Annotated in this window: 21 protein-coding genes and 1 riboswitch; of the genes, 10 read left to right on the top strand and 11 right to left on the bottom strand. The window is 74.8% G+C overall.

Annotated features, from left to right (window positions below; translation table 11 throughout):
* Positions 1–32 precede the first annotated feature (32 nt).
* A complete protein-coding gene (locus LY71_RS05400; protein ID WP_106275956.1) occupies positions 33–1,826 on the top strand; it encodes an AMP-dependent synthetase/ligase in 1,794 nt (597 codons plus the stop codon).
* Here LY71_RS05400 and LY71_RS05395 read toward each other — a convergent pair.
* The 5 genes from LY71_RS05395 to LY71_RS24410 form a co-directional block, all read right to left on the bottom strand.
* On the bottom strand, positions 1,814–2,977 hold the full coding sequence (locus LY71_RS05395) for a glycosyltransferase family 4 protein (protein WP_106275955.1): 1,164 nt from the start codon (positions 2,975–2,977) through the stop codon (positions 1,814–1,816). The genes LY71_RS05400 and LY71_RS05395 overlap by 13 nt on opposite strands.
* Complete coding sequence (locus LY71_RS05390) at positions 2,974–4,254, bottom strand: M48 family metallopeptidase (protein ID WP_106275954.1); 1,281 nt, start codon at positions 4,252–4,254, stop codon at positions 2,974–2,976. Before LY71_RS05390 ends, LY71_RS05395 begins: the two co-directional genes overlap by 4 nt.
* 129 nt (positions 4,255–4,383) lie before the next feature.
* Positions 4,384–5,442 carry a C40 family peptidase gene (locus LY71_RS05385; protein ID WP_245887681.1) on the bottom strand — a complete coding sequence of 353 codons (1,059 nt, stop codon included), beginning with the start codon at positions 5,440–5,442 and terminating at the stop codon, positions 4,384–4,386.
* A gap of 139 nt (positions 5,443–5,581) precedes the next feature.
* A riboswitch (cyclic di-AMP (ydaO/yuaA leader) is annotated at positions 5,582–5,762 on the bottom strand.
* 159 nt (positions 5,763–5,921) lie between these two features.
* Complete coding sequence (locus tag LY71_RS05380; protein ID WP_106275953.1) at positions 5,922–6,224, bottom strand: hypothetical protein; 303 nt, start codon at positions 6,222–6,224, stop codon at positions 5,922–5,924.
* Between the two features lie 109 nt (positions 6,225–6,333).
* Entirely contained in the window at positions 6,334–8,088 is a 1,755-nt protein-coding gene (locus LY71_RS24410; protein ID WP_106275952.1) for a D-alanyl-D-alanine carboxypeptidase family protein, read from the bottom strand.
* A 175-nt stretch (positions 8,089–8,263) separates the two neighbouring features.
* Here LY71_RS24410 and LY71_RS05370 point away from each other — a divergent pair, with 175 nt between their 5' ends.
* Complete coding sequence (locus LY71_RS05370; RefSeq protein WP_245887680.1) at positions 8,264–10,102, top strand: DEDD exonuclease domain-containing protein; 1,839 nt, start codon at positions 8,264–8,266, stop codon at positions 10,100–10,102.
* A gap of 173 nt (positions 10,103–10,275) precedes the next feature.
* The gene (locus LY71_RS05365; RefSeq protein WP_106275951.1) at positions 10,276–10,563 is read left to right on the top strand and encodes an Lrp/AsnC family transcriptional regulator; all 288 of its coding nucleotides are present in this window, start codon (positions 10,276–10,278) and stop codon (positions 10,561–10,563) included.
* Here the strand turns inward: LY71_RS05365 and trpD are convergent.
* Together trpD and LY71_RS05355 are read right to left on the bottom strand one after the other, a co-directional pair.
* Positions 10,560–11,618: an anthranilate phosphoribosyltransferase gene (gene trpD, locus LY71_RS05360; protein WP_106275950.1), complete on the bottom strand. Its 1,059-nt coding sequence runs from the start codon at positions 11,616–11,618 to the stop codon at positions 10,560–10,562. The genes LY71_RS05365 and trpD overlap by 4 nt on opposite strands.
* A complete protein-coding gene (locus LY71_RS05355) occupies positions 11,615–12,040 on the bottom strand; it encodes a hypothetical protein (protein WP_106275949.1) in 426 nt (141 codons plus the stop codon). The genes trpD and LY71_RS05355 overlap by 4 nt, the downstream gene beginning before the upstream one ends.
* Before the next feature lie 143 nt (positions 12,041–12,183).
* Between LY71_RS05355 and ctaE the strand changes: the two genes are divergently transcribed.
* The 4 genes from ctaE to qcrB are packed head-to-tail and all read left to right on the top strand — an operon-like array spanning position 12,184 to position 16,511.
* Entirely contained in the window at positions 12,184–12,798 is a 615-nt protein-coding gene (gene ctaE, locus LY71_RS05350) for an aa3-type cytochrome oxidase subunit III (RefSeq protein WP_170121235.1), read from the top strand.
* Between the two features lie 7 nt (positions 12,799–12,805).
* Entirely contained in the window at positions 12,806–13,684 is an 879-nt protein-coding gene (gene qcrC / locus LY71_RS24405) for a cytochrome bc1 complex diheme cytochrome c subunit (protein WP_211297156.1), read from the top strand.
* A complete protein-coding gene (gene qcrA / locus LY71_RS05340; RefSeq protein WP_106275947.1) occupies positions 13,681–14,793 on the top strand; it encodes a cytochrome bc1 complex Rieske iron-sulfur subunit in 1,113 nt (370 codons plus the stop codon). The genes qcrC and qcrA overlap by 4 nt, the downstream gene beginning before the upstream one ends.
* Positions 14,793–16,511 (top strand): cytochrome bc1 complex cytochrome b subunit, encoded by a 1,719-nt coding sequence (gene qcrB, locus LY71_RS05335; RefSeq protein ID WP_106275946.1) that lies wholly within the window; start codon positions 14,793–14,795, stop codon positions 16,509–16,511. The genes qcrA and qcrB overlap by 1 nt, the downstream gene beginning before the upstream one ends.
* 214 nt (positions 16,512–16,725) lie before the next feature.
* On the opposite strand, the gene LY71_RS05330 is transcribed toward qcrB, so the two are convergent.
* The 3 genes from LY71_RS05330 to ctaC all read right to left on the bottom strand — a co-directional run bounded on the left by LY71_RS05330 (position 16,726) and on the right by ctaC (position 18,659).
* Positions 16,726–17,235 (bottom strand): inositol monophosphatase family protein, encoded by a 510-nt coding sequence (locus tag LY71_RS05330; protein WP_106275945.1) that lies wholly within the window; start codon positions 17,233–17,235, stop codon positions 16,726–16,728.
* Between the two features lie 95 nt (positions 17,236–17,330).
* Positions 17,331–17,735: a cytochrome c oxidase subunit 4 gene (locus tag LY71_RS05325; RefSeq protein WP_106275944.1), complete on the bottom strand. Its 405-nt coding sequence runs from the start codon at positions 17,733–17,735 to the stop codon at positions 17,331–17,333.
* A gap of 51 nt (positions 17,736–17,786) precedes the next feature.
* The gene (gene ctaC / locus LY71_RS05320; protein ID WP_106275943.1) at positions 17,787–18,659 is read right to left on the bottom strand and encodes an aa3-type cytochrome oxidase subunit II; all 873 of its coding nucleotides are present in this window, start codon (positions 18,657–18,659) and stop codon (positions 17,787–17,789) included.
* Positions 18,660–18,962: 303 nt separating this feature from the next.
* Here ctaC and LY71_RS05315 point away from each other — a divergent pair, with 303 nt between their 5' ends.
* From LY71_RS05315 to asnB, 3 genes are read left to right on the top strand one after another with little or no spacing between them, the layout of a single operon-like run.
* Positions 18,963–19,328: a metalloprotease gene (locus LY71_RS05315; protein ID WP_106275942.1), complete on the top strand. Its 366-nt coding sequence runs from the start codon at positions 18,963–18,965 to the stop codon at positions 19,326–19,328.
* A complete protein-coding gene (locus tag LY71_RS05310; protein WP_106275941.1) occupies positions 19,318–19,692 on the top strand; it encodes a DUF3817 domain-containing protein in 375 nt (124 codons plus the stop codon). Before LY71_RS05315 ends, LY71_RS05310 begins: the two co-directional genes overlap by 11 nt.
* Before the next feature lie 55 nt (positions 19,693–19,747).
* A complete protein-coding gene (gene asnB, locus LY71_RS05305) occupies positions 19,748–21,682 on the top strand; it encodes an asparagine synthase (glutamine-hydrolyzing) (RefSeq protein ID WP_106275940.1) in 1,935 nt (644 codons plus the stop codon).
* Between the two features lie 66 nt (positions 21,683–21,748).
* On the opposite strand, the gene LY71_RS05300 is transcribed toward asnB, so the two are convergent.
* Positions 21,749–22,105, bottom strand: coding sequence for a HesB/IscA family protein (locus tag LY71_RS05300; protein WP_091110228.1), 357 nt, complete (start codon positions 22,103–22,105; stop codon positions 21,749–21,751).
* Between the last annotated feature and the right edge of the window lie 33 nt (positions 22,106–22,138).

The raw sequence follows: 22,138 nt of genomic DNA, 5'->3' as shown, positions 1-22,138 counted from the left end.
CGCCCCGGCCGAGCGGGCAGGAAGGACCCAGCGTGCGCGAGTACAGCGTCCCGGCGAGGACCCAGGTGGGCCATGACGCGGCCCTCCCCGACCTGCTGGCGGACAACGTCGCCCGGCACGGCGACGACGTCGGCCTGCGCGTCCAGCGCGGCGGCCGGTGGGAGGACGTCACCTGGCGGGAGTTCGGTGACCAGGTCGCCGGCGTCGCCAAGGGGCTCATCGCCGCCGGCGTCGGCCCCGGCGACCGGGTCGCGCTGCAGGCCAAGACGCGCTACGAGTGGCCGCTGCTCGACTTCGCCATCTGGACCGCCGGCGCGGTCACGGTGCCGGTCTACGAGACCTCCAGCGCGGACCAGGTCGCCTGGATCCTCGCCGACTCCGGCGCGGTCGCCGCCGTCGTCGAGCGGCCCGAGCACGCGGTCGCCGTCGACTCGGTCCGCGAGCAGGCCCCCGACCTCGGGCCGCTCTACGTCATCGAGGACGACGCCGTCGGCGCGCTCACCGCCGCGGGGGCGGGGGTGCCCGACAGCGAGCTGGCGGCCCGCCGCGCCACGCTCGACGCCGACAGCCTGGCCACGCTCATCTACACCAGCGGCACCACCGGCCGGCCGAAGGGCTGCGAGCTCACCCACGGCAACTTCCTGTTCGAGATCGACAACGGGATCACGCTGCTGCACCGGCTCCTCGGCGAGGAGGACTCGCTGCTGCTGTTCATCCCGCTGGCGCACGTGCTGGCGCGGGTGCTGCAGGTGGGCGCGGTGAAGACGCGCACCGTCACCGGTCACACCCCCGACGTGAAGAACCTGGTGGAGGACCTCGGCGCCTTCCAGCCGACCTTCGTGCTCGCCGTCCCGCGGGTGTTCGAGAAGGTCTACAACTCCGCGAAGGCCAAGGCCGACGCCGACGGCAAGGGCCGCATCTTCGACCGGGCGGCGCAGGTCGCCATCGACTGGTCGCGCGCGCAGGACACCGGCGGTCCGGGCCTGGCGCTGCGCGTGCAGCACGCGCTGTTCGACCGGCTGGTCTACGGCAAGCTGCGCGCCGCGCTCGGCGGCCGCTGCAAGGGCGCCATCTCCGGCGGCGCCCCGCTCGGCGAGCGGCTCGGCCACTTCTTCCGCGGCATCGGCGTGACCGTCTACGAGGGCTACGGCCTCACCGAGACGACGGCGGCCGCGTCGGTCAACCACGACGAGGCCGTCCGCATCGGCACCGTCGGCCGGCCGCTGCCCGGCGTCGGCTTCCGCATCGCCGACGACGGCGAGATCCTCATCCGCGGCGGCGTCGTCATGCGCGGCTACTGGAACAACCCGCAGGCCACCGCCGAGGCGATCGACGCCGACGGCTGGTTCGCCACCGGCGACATCGGCGAGATCGACGCCGACGGGTTCCTCCGGATCACCGGGCGCAAGAAGGAGATCCTGGTGACCGCCGGCGGCAAGAACGTCGCCCCCGCGGTCCTCGAGGACCGGCTGCGCGCGCACCGGCTGGTCAGCCAGTGCATCGTCGTGGGCGACCAGCGGCCCTTCATCGCCGCGCTGGTCACCCTCGACGCCGAGGCGCTCCCGCTGTGGCTGCAGTCCAGGGGCAGGTCGGCCGACACCCCGGTCGAGCAGCTGGTCGACGACCCCGACGTCCGGGCCGAGCTCGACGCCGCCGTCGCCGAGGCCAACAAGGCGGTGTCCCAGGCCGAGGCCATCAAGAAGTACCGGGTCCTGGGCACCGACTTCACCGAGGACAACGGGATGCTCACCCCGAGCCTGAAGCTCAAGCGGGCCGTGGTGATGAAGGAGTTCGACGCCGAGGTCGAGGAGCTCTACGCCCGCTGAGACGGGCCCTCGGCGGGCGGGGGCGCGAGCAGGTCGGCGAACGCCGCGGCGATCGTCGTCCACGACCAGCGCTGCTCCACCCACGCCCGGCCGGCCGCGCCCATGGCACGGGCCCGCGCCGGGTCGTCGAGCAGGGCGGTGACGGCGTCGGCGACCGCCGCCGGGTCGCGGGGGTCGCCGACGACGGTGCCGGTCCTCCCGTCGCGGACGGCCTCCGGCGCGCCGCCGGAGGTCCCCGCGACGACCGGCAGCCCGCACGCGGCGGCCTCCAGGTAGACCATGCCGAGCCCCTCGACGTCGAGGCCCCCGCGGCGGGTGCGGCAGGGCATGGCGAAGACGTCGCCGGCCGCGTAGTGCTCGGGCAGCCGGGCGGGGGGCACCGGGCCGGCGAGGACGACCGAGCGCTCCAGGCCGCGCGCGGCGACCTCCCGGCGCAGCTCGGTCTCCAGCGGTCCGCCGCCCACGAGCAGCAGCCGCGCGCCGGGGTGCCGGGCGAGCACCCGGGGCCAGGCGGCGACGAGCACGTCCTGTCCCTTGCGGGGCACCAGGCGGGACACGCACACCACCACCGGTCCCTCGCCCAGCCCGTGCCGGCGGCGCACCCCGCTGCCGTCGGCGGCCGGGGTGAACAGGTCGACGTCGACGCCGGGCGAGAGCTGCGCGAGCTGGGTGCGGCCGGCCAGCGCGGGCGCGAGCCGGCTGTGCGTGTACTCGCTGATGTAGGTGAGGACGTCGAGCCCGCCGGCGATGCGGCGCAGCAGCCCGCGGGCGCCGGGCAGCGCCACCCAGCCGGTCTCGTGGCCGTGCGTGGCGCCGACCAGGTGGCGCACGCCGGCGGCCCGCAGTGAGGGGGCGAGCAGCCCGAGCGGGGCGGCCGCGCCGAAGAAGGCGGCGCTGCACCCGTGCTCCGCGGCCAGCGCGGCGGCGGCGCGGGCGGTGCCCGGCGTGGGCAGCAGCACCCCCGTGTCCCGGCGGACCACCCGGTAGGGCAGTCGCGCGTCGTGCTCCTCCCAGCCCGGCGACCGGGAGGCCAGCACCACCAGCGACTCCGGCGGGCGCCGCTCCAGCAGCGCGGCCACGAAGGTCTGGATGCCGCCCTGCCGCGGCGGGAAGTCGTTGGTGACGACGAGGGTGCGGGGCGGACCGCTCACCGCTCGCCCAGCCGGAGCCAGTCCTCGGCCAGTGCGATCCGCTGCGCCGTCGTCGGGTGCGACCCGAACCACCACTGCCACGGTGCCGGCGGGCTCGGGTCGGACACGTTGGTCTCGGCCAGCCGGCGCTGCATCTCGATGAAGGCGGCGGCGTCGCCGGTGAGGTCGAGCGCGTGCAGGTCGGCGCGGGCCTCGACGTGCCGCGACACCAGGTTCTGCACCGGGGTGGCCACCAGCGAGCCGAGGAGGACCAGCAGCAGCACCAGCGGCACCACGCGGGGGTCCCCGGGTGAGTCCGCCCCGGCGCGGCGCAGCAGCGGCGCCCGGGTCAGCAGCCAGCCGAGCAGGCAGACCCCGGCGGCGGCGCCGAGGGCGCCCAGCAGCGTGCCGGTGAGGACGTCGTCGGTGGCCACGTGGCCCAGCTCGTGGGCGACGATCGACTCGATCTCGGCGGGGGGCACGTCGGCCAGGAGGGTGTCGTAGAGGACGACGCGGCGGGTGGCGCCGAAGCCGGACACGTAGGCGTTGAGCGACGTCGTCCGACGGGACGCGTCGGCGACGAGGACGTCCTGCACCGGCGAGCCGCTCTCCTCGGCCAGCTCCAGCACGTCGGTGCGCAGCTGGCCGGCCGGCAGCGGCTGGAAGGAGTTGAACGCCGGCTGGATGACCACCGGGTAGAGGAACGAGCCGGCCACCACCAGCCCGGCGGCCCCCACCGACGCCCAGGCCCACCACGTGCGCGGCGCGCGGCGGGCCAGCGCGACCAGCACCAGCACGACCAGCGCGGTCAGGCCGGCGTCGATGGCGGTGGAGACACCGACGTCGCGCAGCCACAGCGGCCAGGAGCGGGTGGACAACCCGTACCGGTGCCGGACCACCTCGGCGTAGGCGGCCACCGGCAGCGTGACCAGCCGGCCGACGAGCACCAGCGCGACGGTGCCCAGCAGTACCTGCCAGCCCCACCGCCCGCCCAGCGGCCGGCCGGCCGCGGTCACCAGCCGGCTGCCCAGCCGGGTCAGGCCCAGCAGCGCGGAGGTGACCAGTCCGAGCAGCAGGTTGGCCACCGAGGCGGGGCGGATGGCGGCGGCGAGGGACTCCGCGCGCGCGACGACGGCGGCGGGCAGGCCGGCATCGGCGCTGGCCGGCGTGGCCCCGCCGGGCGGGGTGGGCAGCAGCGTCCAGGGCGTGCGGACGGCGACCACGACGACGAACGCCGTGCCGAGCAGGGCCGCCACGAGGAGGGCGGCCCGAGCGCCGGCCCGGGGCGCCCGGTCCACCCGGCCGATCCTAGGTGCCGTCACGCCCTGGCCCCCGGACACCTCCGGGGACGCCGGGGCCGGGGACCCGTGACGGGTCCCCGGCCCAGGTGCCGTGCCGGATCGGCCTCCTCGCGGGGAGGTCCTCCGTCAAGCGATGCGGCGCATCCCGGTGATGCCGCCCATCGAGTCGACCGACACGACCTTCACCGGCTGGGTGGAGGTGGACGCGTGCACCATCTGGCCGTTGCCGATGTACATCGCCACGTGGCTGACCGGGCTGTAGTAGAAGATGAGGTCACCGGGCTGCAGCTCGGCGCGGCTGACCGCGGTGCCCATCTGCGACTGCATGCGGCTGGAGTGCGGGAGGCTGATTCCCGCCGCCGCGTAGGCGTACTGGGTCAGGCCCGAGCAGTCGAAGGCGTCGGGGCCGCCGGCGCCCCACACGTAGGCGTCACCGACCTGCGCCAGCGCCGTCTGCACCGCGGTCTGCGCCGCGCCGCTGCCCCCGCCGGCCGGGGCCGGGGCGGGAGCCGACGCGGCCGGGGCGGGAGCCGCGGCGGGCCCGGCGCCGGCCGGGGCGCTCTGGCCGACGGAGCCGGCCTGCTGGGCGGCGAGCGCCCGCTGGGCGGCGGCGGCCGCCTCCTGCTCGGCGGCGGTCAGCGCGGCGACCTGCTCCTGGTAGTCGGCGACGTCGTCGCGGAGGCGGTCCTCCTGGGCCGACAGGTCGTCCAGGCTCCGCTGCGCGGCGGTCTCGGCCTGCTCGGCGTCGGCCTGTGCCCGGTGCGCGGCCGCGGCGGCCTCGCCGACCTCGGCCAGGACGTCGGTGGTGTGCCCGGCGATCCGGTCGAGGATGGCCAGTGAGCTGACGAAGTCCTCGGCGGAGTCGCTGGTCATCAGCAGGTCGAGCTCGGCCATCGAGTCGCCGGCGGTGTAGGCGCTGCGGGCGACCTCGCGCAGCCGGCCGTCGAGGGCGTCGAGCTGCGACCGGGCGTCGGCGGCGGCGCGGTCGGCCTGCTCCGCGGCGGCCTGCTGCTGGGCGAGCACCTCGCGGGCCTCGTTGACCTGCTCGGTGACGACCTCGAGGCGGTGCCCGGCCTCGGCGGCGAGCGCGGAGGCCTGCGCGGCCGTGGCGGCCTGCTCGGGGTCGGCGGTGGCGGTGCCGGGGAGGAGGGCCAGCGTGAGGCCGGCGGTGGTCCCCAGGAGCACGGCCCGGCCGAGGCGGCGGACCGGTGAGGGGGTGTGCGGACCGGCAGCCCGGGTGGTGCGGGTGCTGCGGCCGGCGGTGGACTGTGCGCGTGCGTGCCCCAGGGCAGGGCGGGGGGTCGCCACGGTCGGCGGCTCTCCGTTCTTCCTCAGCAACCGCCTACCGAGTTAGCTGACGGGTTCGGGCTGGGAAGACGTGCCCTATCTCCGTGTGCCGGACCGGGTCCGGCGCACACGAGAACTCACCCCAGTGCTGCGGTGGGTCCCCGGCTCACCTCGCGCACGTCCGTGGACGGCGTCCAGTGACTCGGCGGTGTCCGGCCGAGGCCACCTCGCTCGGGTGACGACCACCCGGCCGAACGCGGGTCACCCTACGGACGTGGTGCAGGTGTGACAAACGAGGCCCCCGGTGACTGTGGGGAAGCACACGGCCGGTGGCCGCGCCACGCCGGTGCGCCCACACCGGGGCTCCCACCTGGGCCTCAGCCCGTCCGCCGCCGTCCGCCCGGCCGCGCCGAGCCGGCCGGACGGTGACGCAGCGGAGGCACCAGCCCCCCGTCGGCGAGGGCCCGGACGGCCCGCCGCTCGACGTCGTCGAACTCCACCACCACGCCCGGGCGGGGGGCGTCGTCGCGGTCGGACACCCGGGCGGCCGGGACCGGCGGCACCGGCAGCAGCACGGGCTCGGTGCCCCGCTCCCCCGGCGGTGCCCCCAGCAGGACGGTGACGACGCAGTCGGCGCAGCCGGTGCCGCGCGCGGTGCACGAGTCGCAGTCGATCAGCATGGCCGTGTCCCTCCGGTGGCCCGGCCGCGCCGCCCGGTGCCGGGCCGCGGTCGGGACGGTCTCCCTGTCGGTCGCTGCGCACGCTAGGGACGGCCACCGACAGTCCCGCTCAGCCGCCCGCGTACTCCCAGTGCCAGGGTTCCTCGCGGCCGTTGCCCGGGTCGGCCCAGGCCGGGTGCAGCCAGCCGAACCGGCCGGCGTTGGCCGCCATCCACGCGTACTGCGGGGTGCCGAACCGCTCGATGCCCCCGCACAGGTCCACCGCCAGCCCCCAGCCGTGGTTGCTGGTGCCCGGGACCGCGGCCAGGGCCGGCTTCTCGCCGTACAGGCGCACCTGGGCGGCGTAGGTCCGGTAGGTGTCGGTGGTGCAGACCGGCTGCCCGAACGCCGCGGCGTAGGCCGCGCTCATCGCCCGCCAGGCCGCGGCGGCGTCGCAGCGCAGCGCGTGCCCGGCCACGCCGATCGGGCACAGCGCGCTGGGCGGGATCAGCCCGTTGGGGTAGCCGCCCCACGCGCGGGCGCCGTCGAAGCTGGGTGGGTGGACGCTGGTGCCGCACTCGACGCGCAGCGCGCCGCCGGTGGGTGCGGGCGCCGGCACCTCGGGCCGTGGACCCAGGCTCGGCCGGCCGACGTGCAGGACCTGCTCGGCGGGCAGCCGCCGGACGACGACCGCACCCGCACGCCCGTCGGCGGCCAGCATCGTCTCCCGGTCCAGGGCGATCCCGACGTGGCCCAGGCCCGACTCGGGGGTGCCGAGGAACACCAGGTCGCCGGGCAGCACGTCGGCGAGTTCGACCGGCGTGCTGACGGCGAACAGCGCGGCCTGGTCGGCGGGCAGGTCGATGCCGGCCGCACCGTAGACGGAGGACACCAGCGAGCCGCAGTCCCAGGACTCCGGTCCCGCCGTGCCGGGCGCGTAGGGCCGGCCGAGGGCCTCCATGGCGGCGGTGACCGCGCCGAGCGTCTCGGCCGGCAGCACCAGCAGGGACGTCGGCTGCCGCGGCAGCTGGGCGGCACCGGCCTGCACGCCCCCGCCGGCCGCCCCGACGGGCACCAGCCCGGCCGGCAGTCCGCGCGCGGGGTCGAGCAGCGCCGACGCCGCCGGTGCCTGGACGCCGGCCGCGGCGAGCTGGTCGAGGTGGGCACGCCAGTTGGCCGCCGTCTGCGCGTTGACGTCGCCCTGCGCGCGCTGCAGCTGCTGCAGTTGCCGGTCGACGTCGCCGAGGGCCGCGTCGAGCTCCTCCGTGACCGCCGCGGCGGTGGCCTCCAGGTCGGCGACCTCCCCGGCCAGCCGGTCGGCCCGCCCCTGCGCCTCGGCGAGGGCGGCGTCGGCGGCGCCCTGCTCGGCCAGCGCCGCCTGCCGCTGCCGCTCGGCCCCACCGACGACCGCCGCGGTGTGCGCGTCGACCGCCTCGAGGTAGCCCATCGCGGCCGCGGCGTCCCCGGGGTCCCCGCCGGAGAGCAGCACGGTCAGCGGGGTCGGCGCACCGCCGTCGCGGTAGACCGCCGCGGCGTAGTCGGCCACCACGTCCTGGTACCGCGCCAGCGTCCCCTCGGCGTCGGCGACCACCGCGCGCGCCGCCTCGACGTCGGCCTGGGCGGCGGCCAGCGCGTCCCGCGCGGCGGCCACCTCGGCCTCGCGCTGCTGCAGGTCGGCCTGGACCTCCGCGGCCCGCTGCTGCAGCCGGTCGAGCGCCTCGCTCTCGAGCACGCCGCTGGTGCCGCCGGGCTGGTCGCTGGGCGCGGCCGCGGCCGGGCCGGCGAGGAGCGCGGCGAGGAGGACGGCGGCGAGGACGGCGACCGCGGCGGCGAGGCCGGGCGCCGCCGTCCGCGGCCGGGTCCCGTGGGGCGACCGGGCGCGCATCGGTCCCCCTCCCGACGTGGCGGCCACCGTGGCCCGCCGCGGGATCGTGCCCCGGCCGTCGGGGCGCGCGCCACCACGTGCGGCGCGCCCTCCCTCCCCCGGGCGAGCCGGGCGGGGGTCGGTCCCGCGGCGGGTGCCCCGCGGGACTGTCCGACCCCCGGCCTACCGTCCCGCCGTGCACTTCCCCAGCGCCCGTCCCGGCGGCACCGGGTCCCGGCTGCCCCGTCACGAGCAGGCCGCCGGCCACCCCGGCTCCGCGCCAGCGCAGACCACGATCGAGGAGCTGGGGACGCCGCTGGCGGCGGTCACCTTCGTCGTCGTCGACCTGGAGACGACCGGGGGCTCGCCCAAGGACAGCGCGATCACCGAGATCGGCGCGGTCAAGGTGCGCGCCGGCGAGGTGCTCGGCGAGTTCCAGACGCTGGTGGACCCGGGCTGCGAGGTGCCGCCCTACATCAGCGTGCTCACCGGCATCACCACCGCCATGGTGGCCACCGCCCCGCGCATCGACGCCGTGCTGCCGGCCTTCCTCGAGTTCGCCCGCGGCGCGGTGCTCGTGGCGCACAACGCGCCCTTCGACCTCGGCTTCCTCAAGGCGGCCTGCGAGCAGACCCGCACCGCGTGGCCGGCCGCCGCCTCGGTCGACACCGCCGTCCTCGCCCGCCGGCTGCTGTCCCGCGACGAGGTGCCCAACTGCAAGCTGGCCACCCTCGCGCCGTTCTTCTCCGCCGCCACCTCGCCCTGCCACCGGGCGCTGGACGACGCCCGTGCGACCGTCGACGTGCTCCACGGCCTGTTCGAGCGGCTCGGGCCGCTCGGCGTCACCTCGCTGGAGGAGCTGACCTCCCTCACCCGTCAGGTCGACCCGGAGCGCCGCCGCAAGCGGCACCTGGCCGAGCACGTGCCATCGGGCCCCGGCGTGTACGTCTTCCGCGGTCCGCGCGACGAGCCGCTCTACGTCGGGACGTCGACCGACCTGCGCACCCGGGTGCGCAGCTACTTCTCCTCCAGCGAGCAGCGCAGCCGGATGACCGAGATGGTGGCCCTCGCCCAGCGGGTGGAGGCGCTGCCCTGCGCGCACGACCTGGAGGCCGCCGTCCGGGAGCTGCGGCTGATCGCCGAGCACAAGCCGCGCTACAACCGCCGCTCACGCTTCCCCGAGCGGGCGCTGTGGCTGCGGCTGACCGAGGAGGCCTTCCCCCGCCTGTCGGCGGTGCGGCGGGTGCGGCCGGGGGCGGGGCTGTTCCTCGGCCCGTTCGCCGACCGGCGCGCCGCGGACATGGCGATGGCCGCCGTCCACGAGGCGCTGCCGCTGCGGCAGTGCACCTCGCGGCTGTCCCCGCGCGTGCACACCAGCGCCTGCGCGCTGTTCGGCATGGGCCGCTGTGGCGCCCCGTGCACGGGGGCGCAGTCGGTGGAGGAGTACGCCGCGATCACCGCCGTGCTCCGCGCCGCGGTCGCCGGCGACCCAGGGGCCCTGGTCGCCCCGCTGCTCGACCGCGTCGACCGGCTGGCCGCCGAGCAGCGGTTCGAGGACGCCGCGCTGCTGCGCGACCGGGTCGCCGTCCTCGTCCGCGCCGTCCGCCGGCGGCAGCGGCTGGAGTCGCTGGCCGCCGTCCCGGAGCTCGTGCTGGCCCGCCCCGAGGGCGAGGGCGGCTGGGCGCTGTCGGTCGTGCGCCGCGGGCGGCTCGTGGCCGCCGGCTGCGCCGCCCGCGGGGTGTCGGTGCGCGACACGCTCGGCGGCCTGCGCGCCACCGCGGAGACGCCCACCGGCCCCGACGGCGAGCTCGCCGCGTCGGTCGACGAGACCGAGCTGGTCCTGCGGTGGATGGAGAAGCCGGGGACCCGGCTGGTCGAGGTGCACGGCACGCTGGCCTGCGCCGCGCCGGGCACCGGCGGGCTCAGCGGGTTCCTCGCGCGGGTGGAGGCCGGGCGGGCGCTGCGCGACCCGTTCGCCGACGACCGCCAGCTGGGCACCCGCGCCCGCCCCGAACGCCTCGCCGCCGGCGGGTGACCCGCGGGAACCGCCCGTGACGTGCTGGAACGGCCCCTCGTGGCCCGCCTGCGGCCCCGCTGCAGGGACCCGCCGCGAGCAGGTGACGTGCTGGAACGGCCTGCCTGCAGGGGCCCGCGCCGAGCGGAGCGAGGCGTGGGGGGCAGGAGGGTCCTTCCACTAGCATCCCCGGCGTGATCACCGCCATCGTGATGATCGACGCCGCCACCGACGCCATCGGCGAGGTGGCCCAGGCCGTCGCCGACCTGGACGGCGTCAGCGAGGTCTACTCGGTCGCCGGGGACACCGACCTCGTCGCCATCGTGCGGGTCCGCGAGTTCGAGCAGGTGGCCGAGGTGATCGCCGGCCGGATCAACAAGGTGCCGGGCGTCCTCGAGACCGACACCCACATCGCGTTCCGCGCCTACTCGCGGCACGACCTCGAGGCGGCCTTCTCCCTGGGCTTCGAGAACGCCGACTAGCGGCCGGCGGCCGTCCGGCTGACCTCGACCCAGCGGTCGAGCAGCGCGGCCGCCCGGCCGTCGTCCACGGCCGCGGCGGCCCGGTCGATCCCGCCGGCCAGCGCGGCGGTCAGCTCCCCGCCGCGCTCGTCGAAGGCCACGAGGGCGGCCGCGGCGTTGAGCAACACGGCGTCGCGCACCGGCCCCGCCTCACCGGCGAGGACCCGCCGGAACACCTCGGCGTTGTACGCCGGGTCCCCGCCCCGCAGCGCGTCCGGCCCGGTGGTGGCGATGCCGAGGTCGGCGGGGTCGACGACGCCCGGGGTGACCTCGCCGTCGCGCGCCACCCACACCCGCGACGTCGTCGCGGTGGTGAGCTCGTCGAGGCCGTCGTCCCCGCGGAACACCAGCGCCCGGCTGCCCCGGCCGGCGACCACGGCCGCGAGCACCGGCGCCATGCGGGCGTCGGCGCAGCCGATGGCGGCGGCCACCGGACGGGCCGGGTTGGTCAGCGGGCCGAGGAAGTTGAACACCGTGCCGATGCCCATCTCACGGCGCGGGGCGGCGGTGTGCCGGTAGCCGGGGTGGAAGACCGGCGCGAAGAAGAAGCCGATGCCGGCCTCCTGCACGCAGCGCGCCACGGCCGGGGCCGGGAGGTCGATGACGACGCCGAGGGCCTCGAGGACGTCGGCGGCCCCGGAGGACGACGACGCCGCCCGGTTGCCGTGCTTGGCCACCGGGACGCCGGCCGCCGCGGTGACCACCGCGGCCATCGTGGAGATGTTCACGGTGTGGGCGCCGTCGCCGCCGGTGCCGACGACGTCGACGAACGCGCCGGACAGCTGCACCGGCGTGGCCCGCTCCAGCATCGTGGCCGCCAGCCCGGCGACCTCCGCCGGCGCCTCGCCCTTCGCCCGCAGCGCCACCGCGAAGCCGGCCACCTGCGCCGGCGTGGCCTCCCCGGTCATGATCTCGCGCATCGCCCAGGCGGTGTCCTCGGTGGCGAGGTCCTCACCGGCCAGCAGGCGCGTCAGCAGGCCGGGCCACGACGGCCCGGTGGCGGTGCGCGCGCTCACCGCGAGACGGGACGGCGGGACGGGCCGCGCCCGGCCCGCTCGCGCAGCAGCCCGGCCACGACCTGCGGGGCGGCCAGCGGGTCGACGGGCAGGGCGAGCGTGCCGTCGGCCTGCGACCAGTGCGCCAGCCAGCGGTCGGGCTGCCGGGCGATGAGCACGCAGATCGCGGGGCGGTCGGCGACCTCCACGACCATCTGGCGGGACAGCGCCAGGCCGCCGGTCGGCTGCGCCTCGCCGTCGAGGATGCACAGGTCCACGCCGCCGCCGTCGACGGTGTCGACGACGTCCTCGCCGGTGGCGCACTCGATCCAGGTCAGCGGGCCGACGTCGGGCGCCGGACGGCGGCCGACGGCGGTGCGGACGGCCTCGCGGACCTCGGGCCGGGAGCTGTAGACCAGGACGGTGGCCGGCGCGTCGCTCACGTGCGGGAGCCTAGTGCCCCGGCTCCCCTCCGCCCGGTCCGGACGGCACCCGGACGGGGGACGGTCTCGGCCCGGTCACGGACCAGGCACGCCGTGCCACCCGCGATCGGTGCTGGTCGCCGGCCGGTGACATGATGGGCCCCGTGACAACGGCTCCCGTGGCGAGCAGCACCTTCGACACCTCGCGGGTGCACTCCCTGACCCGACCGAACATGGTCAGCGTCGGCACGATCATCTGGCTCTCCAGCGAGCTGATGTTCTTCGCCGGACTGTTCGCCATGTACTTCACCGCGCGTGCCCGGGCGACCGAGGGCTGGCCGCCGGAACCGACCGAGCTCAACCTGCCCTACGCGCTGGTCTTCACGCTGGTCCTGGTCGCCTCCTCGGTCACCTGCCAGATCGGCGTGTTCGCGGCGGAGAGCGGCAACGTCTACGGCCTGCGCCGGTGGTTCACGATCACCTTCGTCATGGGCCTGGTCTTCGTCCTGGCCCAGGCCAACGAGTACCGGGTGCTGGTCACCGAGCACGCGACCACCATCTCCAGCTCGACCTACGGCTCGGTCTTCTACCTGACGACCGGCTTCCACGCGCTGCACGTCATCGGGGGTCTGGTGGCCTTCGTGTACGTGCTCATCCGGTCCACCATGGGCCGGTTCACGCCGGCACAGGCGACCTCGGCCATCGTGGTCTCCTACTACTGGCACTTCGTCGACGTCGTGTGGGTCGGGCTCTTCGCCACGATCTACCTGATCCGCTAGGGAACCGGTGTCCACCACGAACCCCCAGTCCGACACCCAGCCCGACGAGGGGCCACGCCGGCCCCGCTGGTCGCGGCGGCCGGCCGAGGGCTCCCCGGCGGCCGCCGCCCGGGCCCGCCGCCGCTCCAAGCAGCGTCGCCGGCTGTCCAACGTCGCCGCCCTGATGGCCGGTCTCGTCCTGACCGGCGCCCTCTACTCCACCCTCGCGCCCGGGGCCCAGGCCGCCGACGAGGGCAGCGAGTCCAGCGCCGAGGCCGCCGGTCGCGAGCTCTACGAGCGCAGCTGCATCAGCTGCCACGGCGAGAACCTCGAGGGCGTGCCCAACCGCGGCCCGTCGCTGATCGGCGTGGGCGAGGCCGCCGTCTACTTCCAGGTGCACACCGGCCGCATGCCGCTGGTCCGCCAGGAGGCCCAGGCGCCCGACAAGCCGGCCATCTTCTCCGACGAGGAGATCGACCAGCTGATGGCCTACGTGCAGGCCAACGGCGGCGGCCCGGTGCTGCCCTCCGGCGACCTGCGCGACGGCGACCTGGCCGCCGGCGGTGAGCTATTCCGGCTCAACTGCGCCCAGTGCCACAACTTCGTCGGCGAGGGCGGCGCCCTGTCGTCGGGCAAGTACGCCCCCAGCCTCGAGGACGCCAACGACCTCGAGATCTACGCGGCCATGCTCAGCGGGCCGGAGAACATGCCGATCTTCGGGGACAACCAGCTGACCCCCGAGGAGAAGCGCTCGATCATCAACTACATCCAGACGATCACCGACATGCCCGACCCCGGCGGCGCCGGCATCGGTCGCATCGGCCCGGTGAGCGAGGGCCTGGTCATCTGGGTCGTCGGCGTCGCGGCCCTGCTGTTCGGGATCTTCTGGATGGGGAGCAAGGCGTGACCACGCACGACACCCGCCCCGGCTCGACCGGCGGCGCGGACACCCCGGGCCCGCTGCACGGCGGCCCGGACGACGACTACACGCCCGAGCAGCTGGCCGCCCTCCCCCGAGAGGAGCTCGACCGGCTGGGCGCCCGCTACGACGGGGTGGAGATCCTCCACGTCGAGCCCGGACCTGAGCCGGGCTCGCCGCTGGAGAAGCGGGCCGTCCGCCAGGTCGGCCTCTACTTCGGCCTCGCGGGGCTGTCGGCCTTCGCCTTCGTCGTCGTCTACGCCGGCGCCGGGTGGTTCCTGCCCGACTGGCAGTGGGAGCTCGGCAGCAGCAGCTTCAGCGTGCTGTACACGCCGCTGCTGGGCCTGCTCATGGGCCTGGCGTTCACCTTCTTCGGCGTGGGCCTGGTGCTCTACACCAAGAAACTGCTGCCGCACGAGACCGCCGCCCAGGACAAGCACGACGGCTCGCACTTCGACCGGGTGACCACCGGGGCGACCCTCGTCGGCGGCCTGCACAACAGCGGCCTGAAGCGGCGCAAGCTGATCACCGGCAGCCTGGCCTTCATGGGCGGCGGCCTGGGCCTGATGCTGCTGGCCCCGCTCGGCGGTCTGATCAAGGACCCCAACGAGGGCGACCCGCTGGGCACCACCGAGTGGGCCGAGGGTGTGCGGCTCGTCCGCGACGACGGCACCCCGATCCGCCCGGGCGACCAGGAGCCCGGCTCCCTGGAGACGGTGTTCCCGGCCGTCCCCGAGGGCAACCGGCTCTCCGACGCGGCCACCATGCTCATCCGGCTGCGCCCCGCGCAGCTGGAGCAGGCCGTGCCGCGCAGCGGCCAGGAGGGCTTCGGCTACGGCGACTACGTCGCCTACTCCAAGATCTGCACGCACGCCGGCTGCCCGGTGTCGCTGTACGAGCAGGAGACGAGCCGGATCCTCTGCCCCTGCCACCAGTCGCAGTTCGACGTGACGCAGGGCGCGAAGCCCGTGTTCGGCCCGGCCACCCGGTCGCTCCCCCAGCTGCCGATCACTGTCGACGACGAGGGCTTCTTCGTCGCGCGGAGCGACTACATTGAGGCCGTGGGTCCCACCTACTGGAACCGGGAGCGCATCTGATGGCCCGTACCGCCACCGCGCCAGGCGCGCCGACGACGGCCCTGGGCAAGGCCGCGCTCGAGGTCGACGACCGGCTGATCGTCGCCGGTCCGCTCCGCAGGACGCTCAACAAGGTCTTCCCCGACCACTGGTCGTTCCTGCTCGGCGAGATCGCGCTCTACTCCTTCATCATCCTGCTGCTGACCGGCACGTACCTGACGTTCTTCTTCCAGGCCTCGATGACCGAGGTCGTCTACGACGGCTCGTACGCGCCGCTGCGGGGCATCGACATGTCGATCGCTTACGCCTCGACCCTGGACCTGTCCTTCGACGTCCGCGGCGGCCTGCTCATCCGGCAGATGCACCACTGGGCGGCGCTGCTGTTCATGGCGTCGATCGTCGTCCACATGCTGCGGATCTTCTTCACCGGCGCCTTCCGCCGGCCGCGCGAGACCAACTGGCTCATCGGTGTCGCGCTGCTGATCCTCGGCATCTTCGAGGGGTTCGCCGGCTACTCGATGCCCGACGACCTGCTCTCGGGCACCGGCCTGCGGATCATGTCGGCGATCATCCTGTCGATCCCGGTCATCGGCACCTGGGCGCACTGGGCGGTCTTCGGCGGTGACTACGTCGGCGAGCTGATCGTCGGTCGGCTCTACATCGCCCACGTGCTGATCATCCCGGCGATCCTCCTGGGGCTGATCGCGCTGCACATGCTGATCCTGGTCAAGCAGAAGCACACCCAGTTCCCCGGTCCCGGCCGCACCGAGCACAACGTGATCGGCAACCGCCTCTTCCCGACCTTCGCCGGGAAGGCGACCGGCCTGATGATGGTGGTCTTCGGTGTCGTCGCCGCGCTCGGTGGGCTGGTGCAGATCAACCCGGTGTGGCTGTGGGGCCCGTACAACCCGGCGCAGGTGTCCTCGGCGTCCCAGCCCGACTGGTACGTCATGTTCCTCGACGGGTCGACGCGCCTGTTCCCGGCGTGGGACATCTACCTGCCGGGCAACTACAACATCCCGGCGCTGTTCTGGCCGACGGTGGTCCTGCCGGGCATCATCTTCACGCTCCTGCTGGCCTACCCCATGCTGGAGCGGAAGCTGACCGGCGACACCGCGTCGCACCACCTGCTGCAGCGCCCGCGCGACGTCCCCGTGCGGACCTCGCTGGGCATGATGGCGATCTCGTTCTACGTCGTCCTGCTGCTCTCGGGCGCCAACGACGTCATCGCGGACAAGTTCGACATCAGCCTCAACGCGATGACGTGGATCGGCCGCATCGGTCTGCTGATCGTCCCGCCGATCGCCTACGTGCTGACCTACCGCATCTGCCTGGGTCTGCAGCAGCACGACCGCGAGGTGCTCGAGCACGGCATCGAGACCGGTGTCATCCGCCGGCTGCCGCACGGTGAGTTCATCGAGGTCCACCAGCCGCTCGGCCCGGTGGACGAGCACGGCCACGGCCAGCTGGCCTACGGCGGTGCTCCGGTGCCCAAGAAGATGAACCAGGTGGGCGGCGCCCGCCGGGCCATCCGTGGGTTCTTCTCGCCGATCGAAGAGCCGACCGCGGTCGAGCTCGAGCAGCGCGGGGAGGACCGCGGCCTGGCCACGGCCGAGCCGCAGCGCGAGCTCACCACGAGCGGCCGTCCCGCCGAGGGTGGCCGTCCCTCCGAGGGCGGGCGACCGTCCGAGGGTGGTCGCCCCTCCGAGGGTGGTCGTCCGCAGGAGCCGCGGGACTGATCCTCGCGTGATCGACGCCCCGTAGGGGGCAGCCAGCAGGGCCCCGGTGGACTCCACCGGGGCCCTGCTGCGTCGTGGGGCTCCCGGGCCGTGCACCCCGTGGCGTCCACGAGGTGCACGGGGCCCTCACGGCTCCGCGGTGGACGCCGCGGTCGGCGCCGCGGGACCCACCCGGCCGATGGCGAGCCGGTCGGCCCGTGCGCCGGTCAGGCGGTCACGGACGCGCCGGGTAGCCCAGCGCAGCGAGCAGCCGGCCGTGCGGGGCGGCGTTGGAGTACAGGCCGCCGCCACGGTCGGCGGCACGTCCCCCGGCGCGGTTCGTGAAGCGGCCGCCCGCCTCCTCGACGGGGAGGACCCACGGCGCGTGGTCCCGCGCGTGGTACCGCTCGACCAGGACGGCGTCGATCTCGCCGCGGACGAGCTCGACCAGCCGGAGCGGGCTCACCGGTGCGCGGTCCCCGCTCGGTGGCAGACGGGCCCTGCTCGCGTCGTCCAGGGCGGCGAGCGCCGCGTCCGCCAGCGTCGCCGTCGTGCTGACCGCCAGGCGCCGCGTCTCGCTCCCCCGGCGCGGCCAGGACGACTCGCAGGACCCCTCACCCCGGGTCGCCCACCAGCAGCGCCGCAGCGCCGGGGAGGCCACGACCGCGACCTCCGTGGTGCCCCGCAGCTCCCCCGCCACCTCCGCGGCGGCGAACGCGAGTCGCAGGTCGTCGTGGGCGTCCATCGCCGTCGACGGTAGTGACCGGGCCCGGGTCCCCGGGACGGCGGAGGGCCCTCCCCCGCGGTGCGGGAGAGGGCCCTCCGGTCGGGTGGACGGCGTCAGCTGGACTGCGCGTTCTGCCCCACGTAGTACTCGAACAGCAGCCCGCCGGTGGCGATCAGCAGCGCCACGACGCCGATCATCATCAGCCAGACGTACCAGAAGGCCAGGCCCAGACCGGTGACCGCGGCGGCGAGGGCCAGCCCGAAGGGCCAGTAGCTCGCCGGGCTGAAGAAGCCCAGCTCGCCGGCGCCCTCGGCGATCTCGGCGTCCTTGCGGTCCTCGGGGCGCGGGTCGATGCGGCGGGAGACGAACCAGAAGAACCCGCCGATCAGGCCGGACAGGCCGCCGGAGAGGACCAGCGCCGTGGTGCCGATCGGCTCGCGGGACCAGATGCCGTAGACGGCCGCGGTGACGACGCAGAAGACCGCGATCAGATTGAGAATCAGCGCCTCGACCTTCACGGTCGTCCTCCCTGCGCGTTGGTGGCGGTGGTGGTCACGGGGTCAGCGGGCTCAGTTCGCGGCCTGCTGGTAGTACCCGTCGCCCACGCGGAAGGGGCGGGTCGTCGTCGCCTCGCCCTCCTGGCCGATGGTCTCCAGCGCCTCGCGGGTGTCCTGCCCGGCCTCGCGCGCGGCCAGGTAGGCGTCGTAGTCCTCGCCGCTGACCACGCGGACCTCGAAGTTCATGTAGGCGTGGTAGGCCCCGCACAGCTCGGCGCAGCGGCCGACGTAGGCGCCTTCCTGGGTGGCGCGGACCTCGAAGACGTTGTCCCGGCCGTTCTCGTTGCCCGGGATGACGTCGAGCTTGAAGAGGAACTCCGGCACCCAGAAGGAGTGGATGACGTCGGCGGAGGCGACCTCGAAGCGGACGTCCTGGTCGACCGGCATGACGAGGATCGGGATCTCGTCGGTGGCGCCCACGGTGTTCACCGGCTCGCCGTCGTCACCGGTGGTCTCGGGGTAGACGAACTGCCAGTTCCACTTGAACGCGTTGACCGCGATCGTCGTGTCGGGGTCGTCGCTGCGGTCCTGCACCTTGTTCTGCACGACGACGGTGAAGAAGAACAGGCCCGCGACGATCAGGAACGGGAAGATCGTGTACGCGATCTCGAGCGGCAGGTTGTAGGCCGTCTGCCGCGGGAGCTCGTCGCCCTTCTTCCGGTGGAACAGCACCGACCAGATGATCAGGCCCCAGACCAGGAACCCGACGATCAGTGCGGCGATGACCGAGCCGGTCCACAGCTCGCGGACGCTCTGGGACTGCTCGGTGATGCCCTCGGGGAAACCGAAGCGCCAGAACTCGTTGTTGAGGTCGCACCCGGTGAGGGTGAGCGCCCCCAGGAGACCGAGCGCGGCGACCCGCGCGAGCCTGCTGCGTCGAGCCACTGCTCGCTGCCTCCTCGTTCCTCCACCCGGGTGACCCGGGTGGCTCTCCGGCGCGACCGACCGCGGGGACCCCACGGCGGTCCGTGCGCCGACCTCAGTCTGGGCCGAGACTAACCGACCTCGCAGGACGGGCGGCGACCGGAGACCCGATCACGGCGGGTCGGCCGCCGACCGGGACGGATCCCCCCGCTGACGTGGCCGGGGACGCCCGGCGGACGGGCGCGTCCGGCGGGGTCGTCGCGGCGCGGTGACCCCCCTCACCGCGCCGCCGCCCCGGGCCGTCCGGCGGTTAGAGTCGGAGGCGTGTGGACGCGGCTGCTGACCCCCCGCTGGGTGCTGCTGCACCTGCTCGTCGCCGCGCTCTTCGTCGGCACCTTCTTCCTCGGCTTCTGGCAGCTGGGCAAGGCCGAGGACGGCGGCGGCGCGGTGAACTGGAGCTACGCGCTGCAGTGGCCCCTCTACGGCTTCATGGGCCTGTGGTTCTACGTGCGCATGGTGCGCGAGGAGCTGCACCGCGACCCGGACGAGGACGAGCCCGGCAACGCCGTCGTGCTCTACCAGCGCCCGCGCATCGACACCTCGGGCGACCCCGAGCTGGCCGCGTACAACGCCTACCTCGCCGAGCTGAACGAGCGGGCGCTGGGCCAGCGGGGTCCCGGTGGCCGCTGAGCGCACCGCCGAGCGCAGCCGGCTGCCGCACGCGCTCGCCCGCCGGGTCGGGCAGGGCGTCCCCGCGGCGCTGACCCGCTACCGGGTCATGGCCTGGGTGGTGGGCGTGCTGCTCGTCGCGCTCGTGCTCGTCGCCGTGCCGGTCAAGTACCTCGGCGGCGTCGACGAGCCGGTCGCGGTGATCGGCACCCTGCACGGGTGGCTGTACGCCATCTTCTTCGTGACCGCCTGCGACCTCGCCCTGCGCGCCCGCTGGACGCTGCGCGGCACGGTGCTCATCCTGCTGGCGGGGACGGTCCCGCTCCTGTCCTTCGTCGCCGAGCGGATCGCCACCCGCAAGACCCGCGCCGGCGAGCGCGTCTGATCCCGCCCCGGCCCCCGGCCGGGCTCGAGCCGAGACCTCCGGAGACCTGCGCCCTATGTGCGGCCTGCTGGCCTACCTGTCCACCGACGCCCCCCGGGTCGACGACGACCGTGTCGACGGCGTCCGCGAGGCGCTGCACTGCCTGCACCACCGCGGCCCCGACGACACCGCCGTGTGGTCCGACGCCAACGTCGTCCTGGGCTTCAACCGGTTGTCGATCATCGACGTCGAGGGCAGCCCGCAGCCCCTCCCCTACGCCGGTGACCGCTACCGGATCCTGTTCAACGGCGAGATCTACAACTACGTCGAGCTGCGCGAGGAGCTGGCCGCCGCCGGCGCGCAGCTGGCCACGCACGGCGACACCGAGACGATCGTCGCCGGCTACCACCTGTGGGGTCAGGACGTCGTCCGCCGGCTGCGCGGGATGTTCTCCTTCGTCATCTGGGACACCCACACCCGCACCGCCTTCGGCGCCCGCGACCCGTTCGGCATCAAGCCGCTGTTCACCGCGCGCCTGGCCGACGGCGGCCTGGTCTTCAGCTCGGAGAAGAAGGCCCTGCTGCAACTGCTCGGCGGCAGCGCGGCGGCCGGCGGCGTGGACCCGGCCTCGCTGCAGCACTACCTGACGCTGCAGTACGTGCCCGAGCCCGCGACGCTGCACCGCGGCATCCGTCGGATCGAGAGCGGCACCAGCTTCACCGTCGTCGACGGCGAGCTGTCCACCGCGCGCTACTTCCACCCGGCGTGGCGGCCGCAGCCGGTGCCCGCCGGGGGCGAGCAGGAGCTCTACGACCGCATCGCCGACGTCCTCGACGAGTCGGTGGCCAAGCACATGCGCGCCGACGTCACCGTCGGGTCGTTCCTCTCCAGCGGCATCGACTCGACCGCGATCGCCGCGCTGGCGCACCGCTACAACCCCGACCTGATGACGTTCACGGTCGGCTTCCAGCGGCAGGCGCAGTCGGAGATCGAGATCGCCGCGGAGTCGGCGTCCATCCTGGGCGTGCGGCACGTGCCGGTGGAGGTCACCGCGGAGGAGTTCGCCGCGGCCATCCCCGAGGTCGTCTGGTACCTCGACGACCCGGTCGCCGACCCCGCGCTCGTGCCGCTGTACTTCGTGGCCCGCGAGGCGCGCAAGCACGTGAAGGTCGTGCTCTCCGGTGAGGGCGCCGACGAGCTGTTCGGCGGCTACACCATCTACCGCGAGCCGATCAGCCTGGCCTGGGCGTCGGGGCTGCCCCCCGCCGGCCGCCGCGCGATGGCCCGGATCGCCGACCTGCTCCCCGAGGGCGTCCGCGGCCAGGACCTGCTGCGCCGGGCGGCCACCCCGCTCGAGCAGCGCTACTACGGCAACGCCCGCAACATGCGCGACGAGGAGCTCGCCGCGCTGCTGCCCGGCCGCGACCCCGACCTCTCGCACGTCGCCGTCACCGAGGACCTCTACCGGCGCACCCGCGAGGCCGGCTACGACGACGTGACGGCGATGCAGTACGTCGACCTGTTCACCTGGCTGCGCGGCGACATCCTGGTCAAGGCCGACAAGATGACCATGGCCAACTCCCTCGAGCTGCGGGTGCCCTTCCTCGACCCCGAGGTGTTCGCCGTCGCCAGCTCGCTGCCGGTCGAGCAGCGGGTGCCCCGCCGCGGGGACGCCACCAAGTACGCGCTGCGCCAGGCGATGCGCCAGATCGTCCCGCCGCGGATCATGAACCGGCGCAAGCTGGGCTTCCCCGTGCCGACGGCGGACTTCCTCGCCGGCCCGCTGCACGACTGGGCCCGCGGCATCGTCACCGACAGCCAGACCCAGCAGTGGCTCGACCGCGACGTCGTCCTCGGCCTGCTCGACCGGCTGCGCGCCGAGGAGGTGCCCAGCAAGCGGGTCGCCCGCCAGCTGTGGTCGGTGCTGGTCTTCATGGTCTGGCACGGGATCTTCGTCGAGGAGCGGATCGCCGTCGACGTCCCGGAGACGGTCTACCCGGTCAAGCTCTGACAGACGCGGAACGGCGCCCGTCCCCAGCCGGGGACGGGCGCCGTTCTCGTGTTCAGGCGCGCGGGCTCAGTGGAACGAGTCCCCGCAGGCGCAGGAGCCCTGCGCGTTCGGGTTGTCGATCGTGAAGCCCTGCTTCTCGATGGTGTCGACGAAGTCGATCACCGCGCCGCCCAGGTACGGGCCGCTCATCCGGTCGACGATGACCTCGACGCCACCGAACTCGTAGGTCTGGTCGCCGTCGAGGAACCGCTCGTCGAAGAAGAGCTGGTAGCGCAGGCCGGAGCAGCCACCGGGCTGGACGGCGATGCGCAGACGCAGGTCGTCGCGGCCCTCCTGGTCCAGCAGCGCCTTGACCTTCGAGGCGGCCGGGTCACTCAGCAGCACGCCGGTGCTGCCGGGGGTCTCGGTGTCCTGCACCGTCATGTTCTGTCCTCCCACATCCGAGGGCGTCCGTTG

Origin of the sequence: Geodermatophilus tzadiensis (assembly GCF_003002915.1) — a bacterium.
GTDB classification, from domain to species: Bacteria; Actinomycetota; Actinomycetes; order Mycobacteriales; family Geodermatophilaceae; genus Geodermatophilus; species Geodermatophilus tzadiensis.
This window is presented reverse-complemented; position numbering and strand designations above follow the sequence as displayed.